This window comes from Streptomyces sp. DSM 116793 (assembly GCF_057320905.1).
Genome location: NZ_CM170494.1, coordinates 3,816,512 through 3,831,682, shown reverse-complemented (window position 1 = coordinate 3,831,682; position 15,171 = coordinate 3,816,512). Strand labels below are relative to the sequence as shown.

Below are 15,171 nucleotides of genomic sequence, written 5' to 3'. Positions count from 1 at the left end.
GTCGGGGCCGCTGGGGCCGCTGGGGCGGCACACGGCGGACGACCACCGAGGGGCGCCCGGGCGGGCGGTCCGGGCCGATCGCGGCCGGGGGACGCGGCGCCGGGCTGTCCGGTCCGATCGCCACCGGGCGGTACGCCCCGCCGCCTCCCGTCCGCGAGCTGACCGCCGTCTCCGGCGACGGCACCTCCCTCCACGTCGAGCTGCACGGCCCCGACGACGCGCCCGCCGTGGTGCTGGTGCACGGCTGGGCCTGCTCCACCGCGTTCTGGGCGGCCCAGATACGCGACCTCGCGGCCGACCACCGCGTCATCGTCTACGACCTGCGCGGCCACGGCCGCAGTGACGCCCCCGAGGCGCCCGCCGGATACGGCACCCGGCAGCTCGCCGACGACCTGACGGCGGTGCTCGGCACCGCGCTGGGGCCGGGCCGGCGCGCGGTGATAGCCGGCCACTCCATGGGCGGGATGACGGTGATGGCCGCGGCCGGCACCGACGCCCTGCGGGAGCGTGCCGCCGCGGTGCTGCTGTGCAGCACCGGCAGCTCCCGGCTGGTCGCCGAGTCGCTGGTGCTGCCGCTGCGCGCCGGACGGCTGCGCTCCGCGGCCACCGGCCTGCTGCTCAACTCACGTGCGCCGCTCGGTCCGGTCACGCCGCTCAGCAGGCGGATCCTCAAGTACGGGACGATGGGCCGGGCCGCGACGGCCGAGATGGTCGAGGCGAGCGCCCGGGTCGTGCACGCCTGCCCGCGCCGGCCGCGCCACCACTGGTCGCGGGTGCTCGGACGGCTCGACCTCGACGCCGAGGTGCGGCAGCTCACGGCGCCCACCGCGGTCCTGGTCGGCACCGCCGACCGCTTCACACCGCCCGTGCAGGCCCGCGCCCTCGCCGCCGCGCTGCCGCGGTGCGTGGAGAGCACCGAACTGCCCGGGCTCGGCCATATGGTGCCGGTGGAGGCACCGGACGAGGTGAGCGGGCGCATCCGCGCACTCACCGGAACGTACCTGTCGGCGAAAGGGGTGGTCTCCGCGTGAGCACCGCAAGGAACGTCCTCGAAGGGCGGGTCGCGGTCGTCACCGGGGCCGCGCGCGGCATCGGCGCCCTGCTGGCCCGCAAGCTGTCGGCGCGCGGCGTGACGGTGGCGCTGGTCGGCCTCGAACCCGAGGAGCTCAAGGGGGTCTCGGCACGGCTGCACGGCGAGAGCGGCCACTGGGAGGCCGACGTCACCGACCGGGCCGCCATGGAGCAGGTCGCCGAGGAGGTCTCGGCGCGGTTCGGCCGGACCGACATCGTGGTCGCGAACGCGGGCGTGGCCACCGGCGGCCCGTTCGCCACCTCCGACCCGGACGCCTGGCGCCGGGTCGTCGAGGTCAACCTCATCGGGTCCGCGGTGACCGCCAGGGCGTTCCTGCCCGCGCTGCTGCGGAGCCGGGGCCACCTGCTCCAGATCGCCTCGCTCGCCGCGATCACCCCGGCACCGCTGATGACCGCGTACTGCGCGTCCAAGGCGGGTGCCGAGGCGTTCGCGCACAGCCTGCGCGCGGAGGTGGGGCACCGGGGGGTCACGGTCGGCGTCGGCTACCTGTCCTGGACCGACACGGACATGGTGCGCGGCGCGGACGAGGACGAGGTGATGCGGGAACTGCGGGGGCGGCTGCCGTGGCCGTCCAACCGGACGTACCCGGCGGGGCCCGCGGTGGACCGGCTGGTGGCCGGTATCGAGCGGCGCTCCGCGCATGTGTACGGGCAGTGGTGGCTGCGGGGCATGCAGCCGCTGCGGGGGCTGCTGCCGTCGGTCATCGGGACCGTCGGGCAGCGTGAGATGCGGCGCGTCGAGCCGCGGCTGTCCGCCGGCGGGCGGGGGCTGGTGGGGGCGGGTGGGGCGGCTGACGCCCACGCAGCCGGCCTGTCGGCCGGCGGTGACCCGGCGTAGGGGCCACCCCGACAGGGGCGCGGGGAACTGCGCGAGCAACCACCCACCGGGCCGGTGGTCCGGCTACGACGGAAACTGCCCCTTCGGGTCGGTGGCGGAGCGCGGGTAGCGCGGTGGCTGGTCGCGCCGTTCCCCGCGCCTTCTGTGGGGCCGCGTGGGGCCGCGCCTTCTGTGGGGCCGCGCCCCTATCGGGGCGTAGCCCCGCCTCGAAGGGGCGCGGGAACTGCGCATCGCGCACCGTCGACGGGGCGTCAGATGTCGTAGTCCTGCTTGTAGCGGTCCTCCTCTTCCTGGGCCGAGCGGGGCTCGTCCTCGGAGATGTGCATCCGGCGGTCCCGTTCACGTTCCCGTTCGCGCTCCCGCTCCCGGGCGCGCTCGGCGGAGTCGGGTGCGGACTCCCTGCCCTTGTTGCGCTGATCGTTGGCAGCCATGGGGGCTCCCTCCGTGGATGGCGGCTTCAGACGGCGTCCGGCCGGTGTCTGGGGGGCAGCTTCGGGCGGATCCGGGCCGGGACGTGAGCGTGGTCGGGCGGCGCGGACGGCGGGTGCTCGGCGAGTAGGTCGAGAGCGACGCGGACGGCGTCGTGGAGCTGCGCGTAGCGGCCCTCGGCCCAGTCGACGGGCGTGCGCAGGGCCGGGATGTCGGGCGGCACGCCCCGGTTCTCGACGGACCACCCGTACGCGTCGAACCAGGCCGCGTTCATCGGCACCGTGATCACCGTGCCGTCCGCGAGCCGGTGCCTGCCGGTGATGCCGACCACGCCACCCCAGGTGCGCTGGCCGACCACCGGCCCCAGCTTCAGCAGCTTGATCGCCGCGATGATCATGTCGCCGTCGGAGGCGGTGGACTCGTCGGCGAGGGCGACGATCGGGCCGCGCGGCGCGTCCTTGGCGTAGGAGACGGGCTGGGCGCCGCGGGTGAGGTCCCAGCCGATGATGGCGCGGGTGAGCTTCTCGACGACGAGTTCGCTGATGTTGCCGCCCGCGTTGCCCCGCACGTCCACGATCAGCGCGGGCCGCGACACCTCCCGGCGCAGGTCGCGGTTGAACTGCGCCCAGCCGGAGCCGCCCATGTCCGGAATGTGCAGGTAGCCGCACTTGCCGCCGCTCAGCTCCCGCACCACCGCGCGCCGCCCGGCCACCCAGTCCTGGTAGCGCAGCGGCCGCTCGTCGATGAGCGGCACCACCGCGACCCGCCGCGGCCCCCGGCCGCCCGCGCTGCCCTCCGCGGGCCTGAACGTCAGCTCGACCGTCGTGCCGCCCGCGCCCGCCAGCAGCGGATAGGGGCCGGCGACCGGGTCGACCGGGCGGCCGTCGACATGGGTGAGCACGGCGCCCTCCCGGATCCCCGTGCCGGCCAGCGGCGACCGCGCCCTGGAGTCCGAGGAGTCGCCGGGCAGGATGCGCTTGACCATCCAGCCCTCCTCGCGGGGCACCAGGTCGGCGCCGAGGAAGCCGATCAGCCGCTGGTAGTGCGGCGGCCCCTCGTTGCGGCGGGCCGGGACCGCGTACGCGTGCGAGGTGCCCAGCTCGCCCAGCACCTCGCGGAGCAGGTCGGTGAACTCGTCCGGCGAGGCGACCCGGTCCACCAGCGGGCGGTACTGCGCGAGCCGGCCCGGCCAGTCGATGCCGGCCATGTGCGGCTCCCAGAAGTAGTCCCTGATCAGCCGGCCCGCCTCCGCGAAGGCGCCCCGCCACTCCGCGGCCGGGTCCACCTCCTTCAGGATGCGGCGCAGGTCGATCCAGACCGTGGTGTCCGCGTCGCCGGGCCCGGTGGCCGGCATCGCGCGCAGCTCGCCCTGGTCGGCCACGACCAGCCGGGAACCGTCGCCGCTGACTCCGAACGAGTCCAGGTGCACGACCAGCTCCGCCTTCCGGCAGCGCGCGATGTCGAAGTACTCCAGCGTGGGCCGCCCCGAGGTGTCCGCCGGGTTGACGAAGGTCTCGCCGAGCGCCCCGGAGATCGGCCAGCGCAGCCACACCAGGCCGCCGCCCGCCACCGGCCTGAGCGCCGAGTACTTCGACGCCGCCACCGGGAACGGCGTCACCCGGCTCGCCAGGCCCTCCACCTCCACCGCCGCCGCGCCGCCCGCCATGGCCGCGGCCCGCGCGTCGGCCGGGTCGATGCCCAGCGGGTCGTGGGCGCCCGCCGCGGGCCGGCCGTCCGGCAGCAGCGCGAACGGGGAGGGGATCGCGGAGGACAGCGGGACGAGGTAGGGGCGGCAGCCGAGCGGGAAGGAGAGGTCGCCGGTGTGCACGTCGTAGACCGGGTCGAAGCCGCGCCAGGACAGGAACGCCAGATAGCGGCCGTCGCGGGTGAAGACCGGGCTCTCGTCCTCGAAACGGCCGTCGGTGACGTCCACCACGGTCCGCGCGGTGAGTCCCTCGTCCGGCCGGCCCGGTGTGACGTCCTCGATGCGGGCCAGCTTGATCTGCCGCAGCGACCGCCCGATTCCCGGGTGCGACCAGGTCAGCCAGCCGCCGTCCGGTGAGAACGCGAGGTCGCGCACCGGGCCGTTGAGGGACCGCGCCAGCTCGCTCACGACGGTGCCGTCCGGAGCCGGGGGCGGCGGCGCGCCCCGCTCCCCGCCGGCCCCGCCGCCCAGCTCACCGACCCCGCCGCCCGGTTCCCCGGTGCCGGCGCCCTGCTCCCGGGTGCCTGTGGTGCCGCCCGCCGTCGTGGCGCCCGCCGTCGTGCCGCCCGCCGTCGTGGCGCCGGCCCCGGGCCGCGCGGCCGCTCCGCCGGCGAGGGCCGCGGCGGCCGCGGCGTCCTCCGGATCCTCCGGCACGTCCACGATCAGCAGCCGCCCGTCGTGCGAGGCGATCGCGAGGCGCCGGCCCTCCGGGTCGGGAACCATCTCCAGGACCCGGCCGAGCCGCCCGCCGGCGAACCGCACCGGCGGCGGCGTGCCGACGGCCCGCGGCAGGTAACCGATCTCGACGGCGTCCTCGCCGTCCGCGTCCGTGACGTAGGCGATCCGCCCGCTCGCGCCCAGCATCGCGGGCAGCCGCACCCGTACGCCGGGGGTGTCCGCGACGGCGCGGGCGGGACCGTCCCGGTGGGTGAGCCAGTGCAGGCTGCCGCGCACCACGACCGCGCTGGAGCGGCCCGTGGCGTCCACCGAGATCCCGTCCAGGTGCTGTGCCGGGGGTATCTGGTAGCGGCGGCGGCCGGGCCGCGGGCCGCCGAGGCGGACGTCCACGCGGTGCGGGACGGAGTCGGGCGTCAGCTCGTCGACCATCCAGATCTCGCCCGCGCACTGGTAGACCACCCGTTGTCCGTCGGTGGACGCGTGCCGGGCGTAGAAGCTGCCGTGGTCGGTGTGGCGGAGCAGGTCGGAGCCGTCCGGACGGCACGAGTAGAGGTTGCCGATGCCCTCGTGGTCGGAGAGGAAGGCGATCCGTCCCGCCACGAACATCGGGCAGTCCAGATGCCCCTCCAGGTCCTCCAGCAACCGCCTGCCGTGCAGCCAGAGCCGGCCCATGCCGCCACCGCGGTACCGCTTCCAGCCCGCGGGCTCGTGCGGCGCACTGCCGGTGAGCAGCAGCGTGACGTGCTCGCCCGCGAGGTCGGACACGGCGATGTCGTTGACCGGGCCCCACGGCAGCGGGCCGCCCGGGGAGCCGTCCGTGGGCACCTTGTAGGCCCAGGTGTGGTGCGAGAAGGGCCGGCCGTGGGAGGCGACGGCGAGGATGCGGGGCGCCTCGTCCGGCTCGGGCGGGCTCCAGCCGCAGATGCGGGTGTCGGCGCTGCCCCAGTACGTCAGCCGGCGGGCAGGGCCGCCCTCGACCGGCACCAGATGGATCTCCGGGTCGATGCTGCGCCAGCTCGTGTACGCGATGTGCCGGCCGTCGGGTGCGAAGCGGGGGTGGCCGGCCTTGGTGCGGTCCGCGGTGAGCCGCCAGGCGCGGCCGGTCGTGGTGCCGTCGCCCGTCAGGGGCGCGAGCCAGAGGTCGTCCTCGGTGATGAAGCAGAGGCGGTCGCCGTGCAGGTGCGGGAAGCGGAGGTAGCCCCGTGCGTCGGGGGTGCCCGGTGCGTCGGGGGTGCCCGGTGCGTCGGGGGCGCGGCCGGCGGCCGTTGCGTTGTCGCGCACGTCACTCACCCCACCATGCTTTTCCGGCTGACGCCCGGCGGCAACTCGTGCACTGCCCGGCCGACGGCGGCCCCTTCCGGGCGGGGCGTGACCCTGCCGGGGCGCGGCCCCGGCGGAGCGTGACCAGACCGGGGCGTAGCCCTAGTGGTGGACGGGGCCGGTGGTCGCGTACGTGCGGCGGAGGAAGCGGGTGAGGGCCGCGGAGTCGAACTGCACCACCGCCACATGCCGCTCCGAGTGCAACTCCACCACCGCCCGCACCCGCCCGCTGGGCCACACCCGCACATCGCCGCCGCTGACCGGCCCGCGCAGGCCGCGTTCCAGGAGGTCACGGGTGAACGTCCAGTGCCGCGGCGGGGCACCCGGGGACTCCGGCAGGCTGATCCGCACGCTGCGCGGTGCCTCATCGGGGTCGTACCGCAGATCCACGGGGACCGCCCACCGTTCCTCCTCCGCGCCATCCGTGACGACGCGGACCTGCGCGTGCTGCTCTACGGCGACGGACATCGGACCGCTCCTCACGCTCATGGCCATCTTGTCCGTTAATGTTCCATATTTTGGGTTTCATCAACCATGGAATCCACAGGGAATACGGACGGCGGGCCAGTGAGCCGGGAGGACGCCCGGCGCCGGGAACCGTCCGACCTGCCCGCGGCATCATCCCGTGTGGAGCATCAAGCCGATCCCGATCATCCCGTGTGGAGCATCAAGCCGATCCCGGCCACCATCAGCCCCGCGGCGGCGATCCTCGGCAGGCCGAAGCGCTCCTTGAAGAAGAGGGTGCCGATGGCGGCGCCGACGATGATCGAGGACTCCCTGAGCGCCGCGACCGGCGCCAGCTCCGCCCTGGTCTGCGCCCACAGCACCAGGCCGTAGGCGGTCATCGACATGGCCGCGCCGAGCAGCCCGCGCACCGCGTACGGGCGCAGTGCGGCGAGCAGCCTGCCGCGCCGCGCCCTGACCGCGTACGCCGGGATGAGCATGCCCTCAAGGACCATCAGCCAGGCGAGGTAGCCGAGCGGGGTGCCGGAGGCCCGCACGCCGACGCCGTCCACGACGGTGTACGCGGCGATCGCCAGACCGGTCGCCAGCGCCGCGGCCAGCGCGGGCCAGTCCGGTCGGGCGCCGGAGCCCCTGATGCCCCACAGGGCCAGCCCGACCAGGCCCGCGCAGCACACCAGGACGCCAGCGGCCTGCGGCCCGTCCAGCGTCTCGCCCACGAAGAGGGCCGCGAGCACCGTCACCACCAGCGGCGCCGTACCGCGGGCGATCGGATACATCTGCCCGAAGTCGCCGAGCGTGAAGGACCGCATCAGCAGCAGCTGGTAGCAGGTGTGCAGCAGCGCGGACACCAGCAGGTAGGGCCAGGCCGCGCCGGACGGCAGCGGCACGAAGCAGGCCAGCAGTGCGCCGAGCACCGTCGCGCCGCCGCCGATCAGCGTGAACGCGACGACCTGGTCCCTGATCGCGTGGGCGATGGCGTTCCAGGCGGCGTGCGTGACGGCCGCGAGCAGCACCGCGGTCGCGACCAGCGGTGTCACTCCGACTGCTCGCGGACGTCCACCAGAGTGCCGCCGGCATGGGCGATCAGGGCCTTCGGCTCCATCGGGAAGACGGTGTGCGGGGTGCCGGCGGCGGCCCAGACGGTGTCGTGGGCGAGCAGGGAGCGGTCGGCGAGGACACGGGTGGGGGCGCGGTGTCCGAACGGCGGCACGCCGCCGATCGCGTACCCGGTGGTCTCCCGGACCAGTGCCGCCCTCGCCCGGGCCACCTTCTCGGCGCCCAGCTCGTGCCGTACCAGCTCGACGTCGACGCGTGAGGCGCCGTCCATCAGCACGAGCACCGGCTCGCTTCCCCCGGGTTCTCGACCTCGCCCGGACCGGGAGGATCCCCAGGCCTCGAAGACCAGCGACTTGCAGATCTGGCTGAGCTCGCACCCGATGGCGGTGGCGGCCTCGGCCGCGGTGCGGGTGGCCTCCGGGAAGCTGCGGATCCGCGGCACGACGTCAGCGAGGCCCAGGTCGGCGAGGGCGGCCAGGAAACGCGGGTGGGGGGCGGGCTGTTCGGCGCCGTTGCCGGACGGCGGTGCGGTGGAACTGGTCATGCCCGGCACGCTAGTGGTCACCGCCGGCGCGGGCGAGCGGGTTTCAGCCCCTGCGTCCGGTGCCGATCCCGTCCAGCAGGTTGTCGACCAGGGCCACGACGAAGTCGTCGGTGACGGGCTCGTCGGGGATGAGCAGCCGGTGGTACACCGCGCCCCAGAGCTGGTCGACGAGGACCTGAAGATCCACGTCGGCCCGGATCTGGCCCAGCTCCCGGGCCCGCCCCAGCCGCTCCACGGCCAGTCGGCGGCGCTCCGACGAGTACAGCTCCCGGTAGGCGGCGGCCAGTTCGGCGTCGGTCTGCGCCTGGCCGATCAGCTCGGCCAGCACCCTGCCGCCCGGGGTCCTGGTCATCACCTTGGCGAAGGCGCGCAGCTGGTCGAGCAGGTCGGCGCGGATGTCCCCGGTGTCGGGGAAGGCGAGCGTCTCCTGCACGGCGTGGAAGTAGCCGTCGAGTGCGAGGGCGCCCTTGGACGGCCACCACTTGTAGAGCGTCGTCTTGCTGACGCCCGACAGGCGGGCCACCCGCTCGAAGGTCAGGTCGGCGGTTCCCTCGTCGAGGAGGAGGGCGCTGACGGTCCGCAGCACGTCCGCACGGACCTCGTCCACGGGGCGGCGTCCGCGCCCGCGGCCACCGCGCTCCTTGACGACGGCGCCTTCCGACTCCTTCGCCACGGTGCTCTCCCGTCCGCATAGCTGCTCGGTCCGCGCCAGTGTAAGCCGCGCGCCGCGGAGCCCTCCCCACGTGGTGACTACCGCTTGACGGTGAGCAGATCGGCGAGGTCGACCCGGGCCAGAAACTCCCGGCGGATGCGGTCCGCCACCTCGCTGACCTCCTCGGATCCGTCGTCCGCCGGGTCGATGTGGACCCGGTAGGGGCGCTCCCCGGCGGGCAGGGCGACGATCCGGGCGATCTCGTCGGAGACCAGCGAGGCATCCGCACCCTCCGGGGCGAGGTCGGCGAGCTTCTGGCCTACCTGGTCCATCAGTCCCGCGTACCGGGTCTCGTACTCCGCCTCGACCGCGCTGTCGGCGGGGCTGCCGGAGTGCGCGAAGTGGTTCGTGCCGCTGGTGAACGAGCCCGGGACCACGATCGACGTCTCGACGCCCCAGCGGGCCAGCTCGGCGGCGTAGCTCACCGCGAGCGAGTCCATGCCCGCCTTGGCGGCGAAGTACGGCGCGAGGTAGGGCGGGGTACCGCCCTTCACGCTGGAGCTGGAGACCCAGACGACCAGGCCTTCTCCGCGGTGGCGCATGCCGGGGAGCACGGCGCGGTTGACCCGCTGCGTCGAGAGGACGTTGACGTTGTACAGCTCGGCGAGCTGCTCGGGGGTGAAGGCCTCGGCGGGGCCCACCACCATGTGGCCGGCGTTGTGGATCAGCACGTCTATGCGGCCGTGCTCGGCCTCGATCCCCGCGATGGCGGCGTCGACGGACTCCTGGGAGTTCACGTCGAGCTCCACGGAGCGCAGGTCGACGCCGTGCTCCTTCGCGTAGTCCGCGGCGGACCGTACCTGCGGCGCGTTGCGGCCTGCGGTTTCGCGCATGCCGGCGTAGACGGTGTGGCCGGCGTCGGCGAGGGCGCGTGCGGTGAGGGCACCGAAGCCGCTGGAGGCTCCTGTGATGACGATCACGTTGGCGGTCATGATGCTTCCTTTCGGGTGCGAACGCCGTCCCATATGGACGACGCGTTCATATAACCATGCCAACGCCGCCCCCGTCCATCCCCGCACGAAATTTCCTCCACCGGAGCCCCGTACGAGCGCGAACGGCCAGAGGGCCTTCCAGTCCCCCGTCCCGGGCGGGTGGGGGTGGAGGCGGCTCTCTCCCTTCCCCCGTTCCGGGCAGGTGAGGGAGGGGACCTTGTCCCTTTCCCCCGGCCACGGGTGGGCGGGGTGGGGGTGGCTCTCCCGCTTCCCCGTCTGCTCCTAAGGGCCTGGGAGGTACTCCAGCCCCGCGGAACGACTGCTCACAGCGGTGGGCACGAGGTGGGAAGGCGCGGTCCCACCGGGCCGCAGTCGCGTACGAGACGTGAGGGGACGTGGGGGGATGTCCGCCCTTGGGGGTACCTCCCAGGCCTTTAAGGCACTGGGGGAGGCCGGCGCCACGACCAGAGAACCCTTCCAGCCCACGGAGGGCGCCGGACCGAGGACGGAGATCCCCCCGCGGCCCCGCCCCACAACGAAACAGAAGGCGCACCGGCCACAACGAAACCCGCACACGCCGAATCGCCGAGCCCGCAACGAAGCAGGGGGTGCACTGGCCACAACGGAGCCGCGCCCGCCGCAGCGTCAGGCACCGTCACGAAACAGAAGGCGCACCGGCCACAACGAAACCCGCACACGCCGAAGCGTCAATCGCCCTCACGAAGCAGAGGGCGAGGCGGCCGCCGCGGGTTGCTGAGCTGCTCCGCCCCGACGCCCCGACTTCCCACCGCCGGGCTCACCCCACCGCCGGGCTCACCCCACCGCCGGGCTCACCCCACCGCCGGGCTCACCCCACCGCCGGGCTCACCCCACCACCGGGCTCACCCCACCACCGGGCTCACCCCGCCGCCCTGAGCACCCCCGCCACAATCGGCCCCGCCGCATCCCCGCCGTGCCCGCCGCCCTGCGTCATCGCCGCCGCGGCCACGTCATTCCGGTACCCCGCGAACCAACTGTTGGACTTGGCCTGCGCATCGACCTCCGCGGACCCGGTCTTCGCCCCGATGTCCCCGCCGAGCCCCGCCATCACCCCGGCCGCGGTCCCGCTCACCGCCGTCCGGTGCATCATCTGCCGAAGCTGCGCCACCGTCCCCGCGGGCAACCCCTTCGCCGTCGCCAGCGTCCGCCCGTCCAGCGACTGCGGCACGATCACCGGCTGCCGGAAGACCCCGGTCATGGCCGTGGCGGTCACCGAGGCCATGTTCAGCGGGTCCATCTGGACCTGCCCCTGCCCGATCATGTTCGCCGCGGTGTCGGGCCCGCCGGACGCCGGCACGCTGCCGTCGAACGACGATATGCCCGTCTTCCAGTTGTCCCGCCCCAGCCCGAACCGGTCCTGCGCCTCCCTGGTGAGGGAGTCGACCTTGACCTCGTCCGCGTACTTGATGAACGCCGTGTTGCAGGACCGCGCGAAGCTCGACGCGAGGGTGGCGTGCTCGTCGGGCGCCATGCCGGCGAGATTGTGGAACGTCTGGCTCTGCCACGTCGCCGTGGCGGGGCACGGCGCGGGACCGCCGGCGGTCGTGATGCCGTTGTCGATCAGCGTCGCCGCGGTGATGATCTTCATGGTGGAGCCGGGTGCCAGCTCACCCTGGAACGCGGCGTTGAAGGCGTCGTCCCGGTGGTTGGCGACCGCGAGCACCTCACCGGTGCTCGGCTTGACCGCCACCACGGACGACTCCGGGTACCCCGCGACCGCTCGCTCCGCGGCGGCCTGCGCGGTGGCGCTGAGGGTGGTGTGCAGCTTCCCGGGGCTGCCCTTGGCGAGCGTGGCGAGGACGGTGTCGGGCGCGGACTCGTCCTGGTGCCGGATGGCCAGCTCGACGCCGGGCGTGCCGCCGGCCTTGGCGCCGTACTTCGTGCGCAGCTCGTCCAGGATCGGGCCGAGCGACGGGTAGGCCTCCTTGGTGAGGACCGTGCCGTTCCGGTCCACCGCCTCGATGGGCGGGGCGCCGGACGCGTCCGTGACCAGCGTGTCGCCGTCCCCCAACTGCGGGTGCAGCACGCTGGGCGTCCAGTCGACGAGCGCGCGGCCGGTGGTCACGCCGCGGACGACCGTCAGCTTGCTGTCGTACGAGAGCTGCTTGCTCTTTCCGTGGTACGAGACGGTGGCCCGGACCGTGTAGGGCACGGTGGCGCCGGTGGCCGCCCCGGGGGTGATCGTGACGTGGCTGATGTGCGCGTCGTCGTGGTAGCCGGTCAGGGCCTCCCCGGCGGACGCGGCGTCGTTCGTGTAGGACGCGGCGCCGGTGGCGTCGCCCTTCTCCCAGGCCGCGAAGAACTTCCGGGACGCCTCGCGGATCTCCTTGGCGTCGGGCGGTCCGGTCCGCTCCGGCGCCGGGTGTCCGCTCGCCGCGGAGACCGTGTCGCCCGCCAGGCCGTTCCAGAGGTTGTATCCCGCGTACCCCACGCCGCTGGCCACCAGGACGAACGCCCCGACGACCGCACCGGCCACCCCCCTGCGCATACCGCGCCCTCCCCATCTCCCCGTGTCCCCGCGCACGAGCGGGAACATCATCGCCAGCACTGTAAGCGCAGGGTGTGACAAACGGCGCCGTTGTTCCGGATGGTGGCCAAAAGGAGACCGAGGGCGACATACGTGTCCCGCCACGCGCGCGCCGATGAGTTCCGGGCCCCGGGGCGGTCCACCATGAGGACGTACCGCCCCGGTAAGGAGAAACACCATGCGCCTCATCGTCATCACGTTCCTGACCCTCGACGGCGTCATGCAGGGCCCCGGAGCGCCCGAGGAGGACCGCAGCGACGGGTTCGAGCACGGCGGCTGGCAGGTGCCGTACACGGACGAGGACACCCTCCGGACGATCAGGGAGTGGTTCACGCACGCCGACGCCTTCCTGCTCGGCCGCCGCACGTACGACATCTTCGCCGCGTACTGGCCGAACGTCCCCGACCGGGACGAGGACCCGATCGCCCTGCGGCTCAACACCCGGCCGAAATACGTCGTGTCCACCACGCGCGACGAACTGTCCTGGGAGCACTCAACTCCGGTCAAGGGGAACGTGCCGGAGGAGGTGCGGAAACTGAAGGCGTTGCCGGGCGACGAGCTGCAGGTGTGGGGCAGCGGCCGGCTCGTCCGGACGCTGATGGAGCACGGCCTCGTCGACGAGTACCGCCTGCTGACCTACCCGGTCGTCCTGGGCACCGGCCGCCGCCTGTTCGACGACGCCCCCGTGGCCGCGCTCCGGCACGTCGACACCGCGGTCACCGCCTCGGGCACGATCGTCACCACCTACGAGCCGGCAGGCACCCCGGGCTACGGCTCCTTCGCCCCGGACCATTCCTGACGGCAGGCGCCCCGAAGGGGCGCGGGGAACTGCGCGACCAGCCCCCGCGAAACGGAACGCCAGCCACCGCCCGCAAGGGGCAGCCGCGCCCGCCCCCGGGCCACCGGCCCGAAGGACCGGAAACCGAAGGACCGGAAACCGAAGGACCGGAAACCGAAGGACCGGAAACCGAAGGACCGGAAACCGAAGGACCGGCCACCCCCGGCCCCCCGGGCCGGCCCGCTAGATCCACGTATCCAGCCACATCCGAGCCCGCCACGCGTCCAGCGAGATCGGCTGCCCCGTGAAGATCGGCCAGAAGTACACGAAATTCCAGATGATCAGCAGAACCAGCACGCCCGCCCCCACCGCGCCCACCACCCTGCGCCGCTCACTCGCCCCGGGCGGCCCGAGCACCGCGCCGACCATCATGGTCACCGCCAGGCACAGGAACGGCACGAAGACGACCGCGTAGAAGAAGAAGATCGTCCGCTGCTGGTACATGAACCACGGCAGGTAGCCCGCGGCGACGCCGCACAGGATCGCGCCCGCCCGCCAGTCGCGCCGCAGCAGCCAGCGCCACAGCACGTACAGCAGCGCGAGGCACCCCGCCCACCACAGCAGCGGCGTGCCGAGCGCCAGCACCTCGCGGGCGCACTTCCCGCCGGCGTCCACGGGGCAGCCGTCCGTGCCCGGGGCGGGCGACTCGTAGAAGTAGGAGACGGGGCGGCCGAGGACCAGCCAGCTCCACGGGTTGGACTGGTAGGTGTGCGGGGAGTCCAGGCCGACGTGGAACAGGTACACCTGGTACTCGTAGTGCCACAGGCTGCGCAGCCAGTCCGGCAGGAACGTCCAGTCGCCGCCGCGCCCCGCGGTGGCCGCCCAGTTCCTGAAGTAGCCGCCGGTGCCGTCCGCGGGCGAGAGGATCCAGCCCAGCCAGGACAGCAGGTACACGCCCACCGCGACCGGCACCGTCGAGACGAACCCCCACACCGCGTCGTACCTGAGCACCGCCGCGTACGGCCGCTCGGCGCCGGCCACCCGGCGGGCGCCGACGTCCCACAGGACCGACATGAGGGCGAAGGCGGCGAGCACGTAGAGGCCGTTCCACTTGGTGCCGAAGGCGAGGCCCAGGCAGAGGCCGGAGGCGAGCCGCCAGGGGCGCAGGCCCAGCCGGAGCGTCTGCGCGGTCGGCGGGTCCGGCCGCACCGTGCCGTCGGGGCCCGCGGGGAGCGCGGCGGCCAGCCGGGCGCGGGCGCGGTCCCGGTCGATCAGCAGGCAGCCGAAGGCCGCCACCACGAAGAACATCAGCACCTCGTCGAGGAGCGCGGTGCGGCTCATCACGAAGTGCAGCCCGTCCACCGTGAGCAGCGCGCCCGCCAGGCAGCCGAGGAACGTGGACCGGAAGAGCCTGCGCCCGATGCGGCAGAGCATCAGCACGGAGAGGGTGCCGAGCAGCGCCGTCATGAAGCGCCAGCCGAACGGGTCGAAGCCGAAGAGCCACTCCCCGATGCCGATCACGTACTTGCCGACCGGCGGGTGCACCACGTACGCGGCGTCGGTGGGCAGGGTGACGTGGCCGCCCTGCGCCAGGACGAGGTCGTTGGCGTCCTTGGGCCAGTTGACCTCGTAGCCGCGGTGGATCAGCGCCCAGGCGTCCTTGGCGTAGTACGTCTCGTCGAATATCACGGCCCTCGGGCTGCCGAGGTTCCAGAACCGCGTCACGCCCGCCACCAGGGTGACCAGCAGTGGTCCCAGCCAGCCGGACCAGCGGCCGAGGCGCGCCGCGGCGGCCGAGCCGAGGCCGGGCAGCGACCACACGCGGGGGCTCGGCTCCGCGTACGGCGGCACCAGCCGGTCGCGGACGCCGGCCACCGGGCGCGCGACGTAGCCGTAGCCGCGCAGGTGCTGCTGCCAGGCCGGCGGGCGCCGGCCGGACGCGCTGTCCTGGCGGTCGTCCGTGGAGTCCGTGGAACCCGGAGAACCCGGGGAGGCTGCCGTACTGGTCACCGCGCCATCGTAGGGAACCCGCCTGTGCCCCGCCCGCTTCCGGCCC

12 protein-coding genes are annotated in these 15,171 nt (G+C 73.9%); 3 read left to right on the top strand and 9 right to left on the bottom strand.

The features are described from left to right. Positions 1-104: 104 nt before the first annotated feature. A complete protein-coding gene (locus tag ACSMXW_RS14840; RefSeq protein WP_485808043.1) occupies positions 105-1,031 on the top strand; it encodes an alpha/beta fold hydrolase in 927 nt (308 codons plus the stop codon). After that, on the top strand, positions 1,028-1,930 hold the full coding sequence (locus tag ACSMXW_RS14835) for an SDR family oxidoreductase (RefSeq protein ID WP_485806812.1): 903 nt from the start codon (positions 1,028-1,030) through the stop codon (positions 1,928-1,930). Before ACSMXW_RS14840 ends, ACSMXW_RS14835 begins: the two co-directional genes overlap by 4 nt. Before the next feature lie 251 nt (positions 1,931-2,181). Here ACSMXW_RS14835 and ACSMXW_RS14830 read toward each other — a convergent pair whose 3' ends face one another. The 8 genes from ACSMXW_RS14830 to ACSMXW_RS14795 all read right to left on the bottom strand — a co-directional run bounded on the left by ACSMXW_RS14830 (position 2,182) and on the right by ACSMXW_RS14795 (position 12,298). Further along, the gene (locus ACSMXW_RS14830; protein ID WP_485806810.1) at positions 2,182-2,361 is read right to left on the bottom strand and encodes a hypothetical protein; all 180 of its coding nucleotides are present in this window, start codon (positions 2,359-2,361) and stop codon (positions 2,182-2,184) included. 26 nt (positions 2,362-2,387) lie between these two features. Further along, positions 2,388-5,921 carry a S41 family peptidase gene (locus ACSMXW_RS14825; protein WP_485808041.1) on the bottom strand — a complete coding sequence of 1,178 codons (3,534 nt, stop codon included), beginning with the start codon at positions 5,919-5,921 and terminating at the stop codon, positions 2,388-2,390. A 243-nt stretch (positions 5,922-6,164) separates the two neighbouring features. Further along, positions 6,165-6,530 carry an SsgA family sporulation/cell division regulator gene (locus ACSMXW_RS14820; protein ID WP_485806808.1) on the bottom strand — a complete coding sequence of 122 codons (366 nt, stop codon included), beginning with the start codon at positions 6,528-6,530 and terminating at the stop codon, positions 6,165-6,167. A 182-nt stretch (positions 6,531-6,712) separates the two neighbouring features. Beyond that, entirely contained in the window at positions 6,713-7,564 is an 852-nt protein-coding gene (locus ACSMXW_RS14815) for an EamA family transporter (protein WP_485806806.1), read from the bottom strand. Continuing rightward, complete coding sequence (locus ACSMXW_RS14810; RefSeq protein WP_485806805.1) at positions 7,561-8,127, bottom strand: YbaK/EbsC family protein; 567 nt, start codon at positions 8,125-8,127, stop codon at positions 7,561-7,563. The genes ACSMXW_RS14815 and ACSMXW_RS14810 overlap by 4 nt, the downstream gene beginning before the upstream one ends. A gap of 43 nt (positions 8,128-8,170) precedes the next feature. Next, on the bottom strand, positions 8,171-8,800 hold the full coding sequence (locus ACSMXW_RS14805) for a TetR/AcrR family transcriptional regulator (RefSeq protein WP_485806803.1): 630 nt from the start codon (positions 8,798-8,800) through the stop codon (positions 8,171-8,173). A gap of 77 nt (positions 8,801-8,877) precedes the next feature. Next, positions 8,878-9,771, bottom strand: coding sequence for an SDR family oxidoreductase (locus ACSMXW_RS14800; protein WP_485806801.1), 894 nt, complete (start codon positions 9,769-9,771; stop codon positions 8,878-8,880). Between the two features lie 898 nt (positions 9,772-10,669). Continuing rightward, on the bottom strand, positions 10,670-12,298 hold the full coding sequence (locus ACSMXW_RS14795; protein ID WP_485806800.1) for a penicillin-binding transpeptidase domain-containing protein: 1,629 nt from the start codon (positions 12,296-12,298) through the stop codon (positions 10,670-10,672). 217 nt (positions 12,299-12,515) lie between these two features. Here ACSMXW_RS14795 and ACSMXW_RS14790 point away from each other — a divergent pair, with 217 nt between their 5' ends. After that, the gene (locus ACSMXW_RS14790) at positions 12,516-13,136 is read left to right on the top strand and encodes a dihydrofolate reductase family protein (protein ID WP_485806799.1); all 621 of its coding nucleotides are present in this window, start codon (positions 12,516-12,518) and stop codon (positions 13,134-13,136) included. Positions 13,137-13,358: 222 nt separating this feature from the next. Here the strand turns inward: ACSMXW_RS14790 and ACSMXW_RS14785 are convergent, their stop codons facing one another. Next, positions 13,359-15,125, bottom strand: a complete 1,767-nt coding sequence (locus tag ACSMXW_RS14785) for a dolichyl-phosphate-mannose--protein mannosyltransferase (RefSeq protein ID WP_485806797.1) — start codon at positions 15,123-15,125, stop codon at positions 13,359-13,361. Positions 15,126-15,171: the final 46 nt, after the last annotated feature.

Excerpts from the sequence above, each read along its gene's own strand:
- ACSMXW_RS14830 (WP_485806810.1), bottom strand. The coding sequence starts at position 2,361 with ATGGCTGCCAACGATCAGCGCAACAAGGGCAGGGAGTCCGCACCCGAC.
- ACSMXW_RS14820 (WP_485806808.1), bottom strand. The coding sequence starts at position 6,530 with ATGTCCGTCGCCGTAGAGCAGCACGCGCAGGTCCGCGTCGTCACGGAT.
- ACSMXW_RS14810 (WP_485806805.1), bottom strand. The coding sequence starts at position 8,127 with ATGACCAGTTCCACCGCACCGCCGTCCGGCAACGGCGCCGAACAGCCC.
- ACSMXW_RS14800 (WP_485806801.1), bottom strand. The coding sequence starts at position 9,771 with ATGACCGCCAACGTGATCGTCATCACAGGAGCCTCCAGCGGCTTCGGT.
- ACSMXW_RS14795 (WP_485806800.1), bottom strand. The coding sequence starts at position 12,298 with ATGCGCAGGGGGGTGGCCGGTGCGGTCGTCGGGGCGTTCGTCCTGGTG.
- ACSMXW_RS14790 (WP_485806799.1), top strand. The coding sequence starts at position 12,516 with ATGCGCCTCATCGTCATCACGTTCCTGACCCTCGACGGCGTCATGCAG.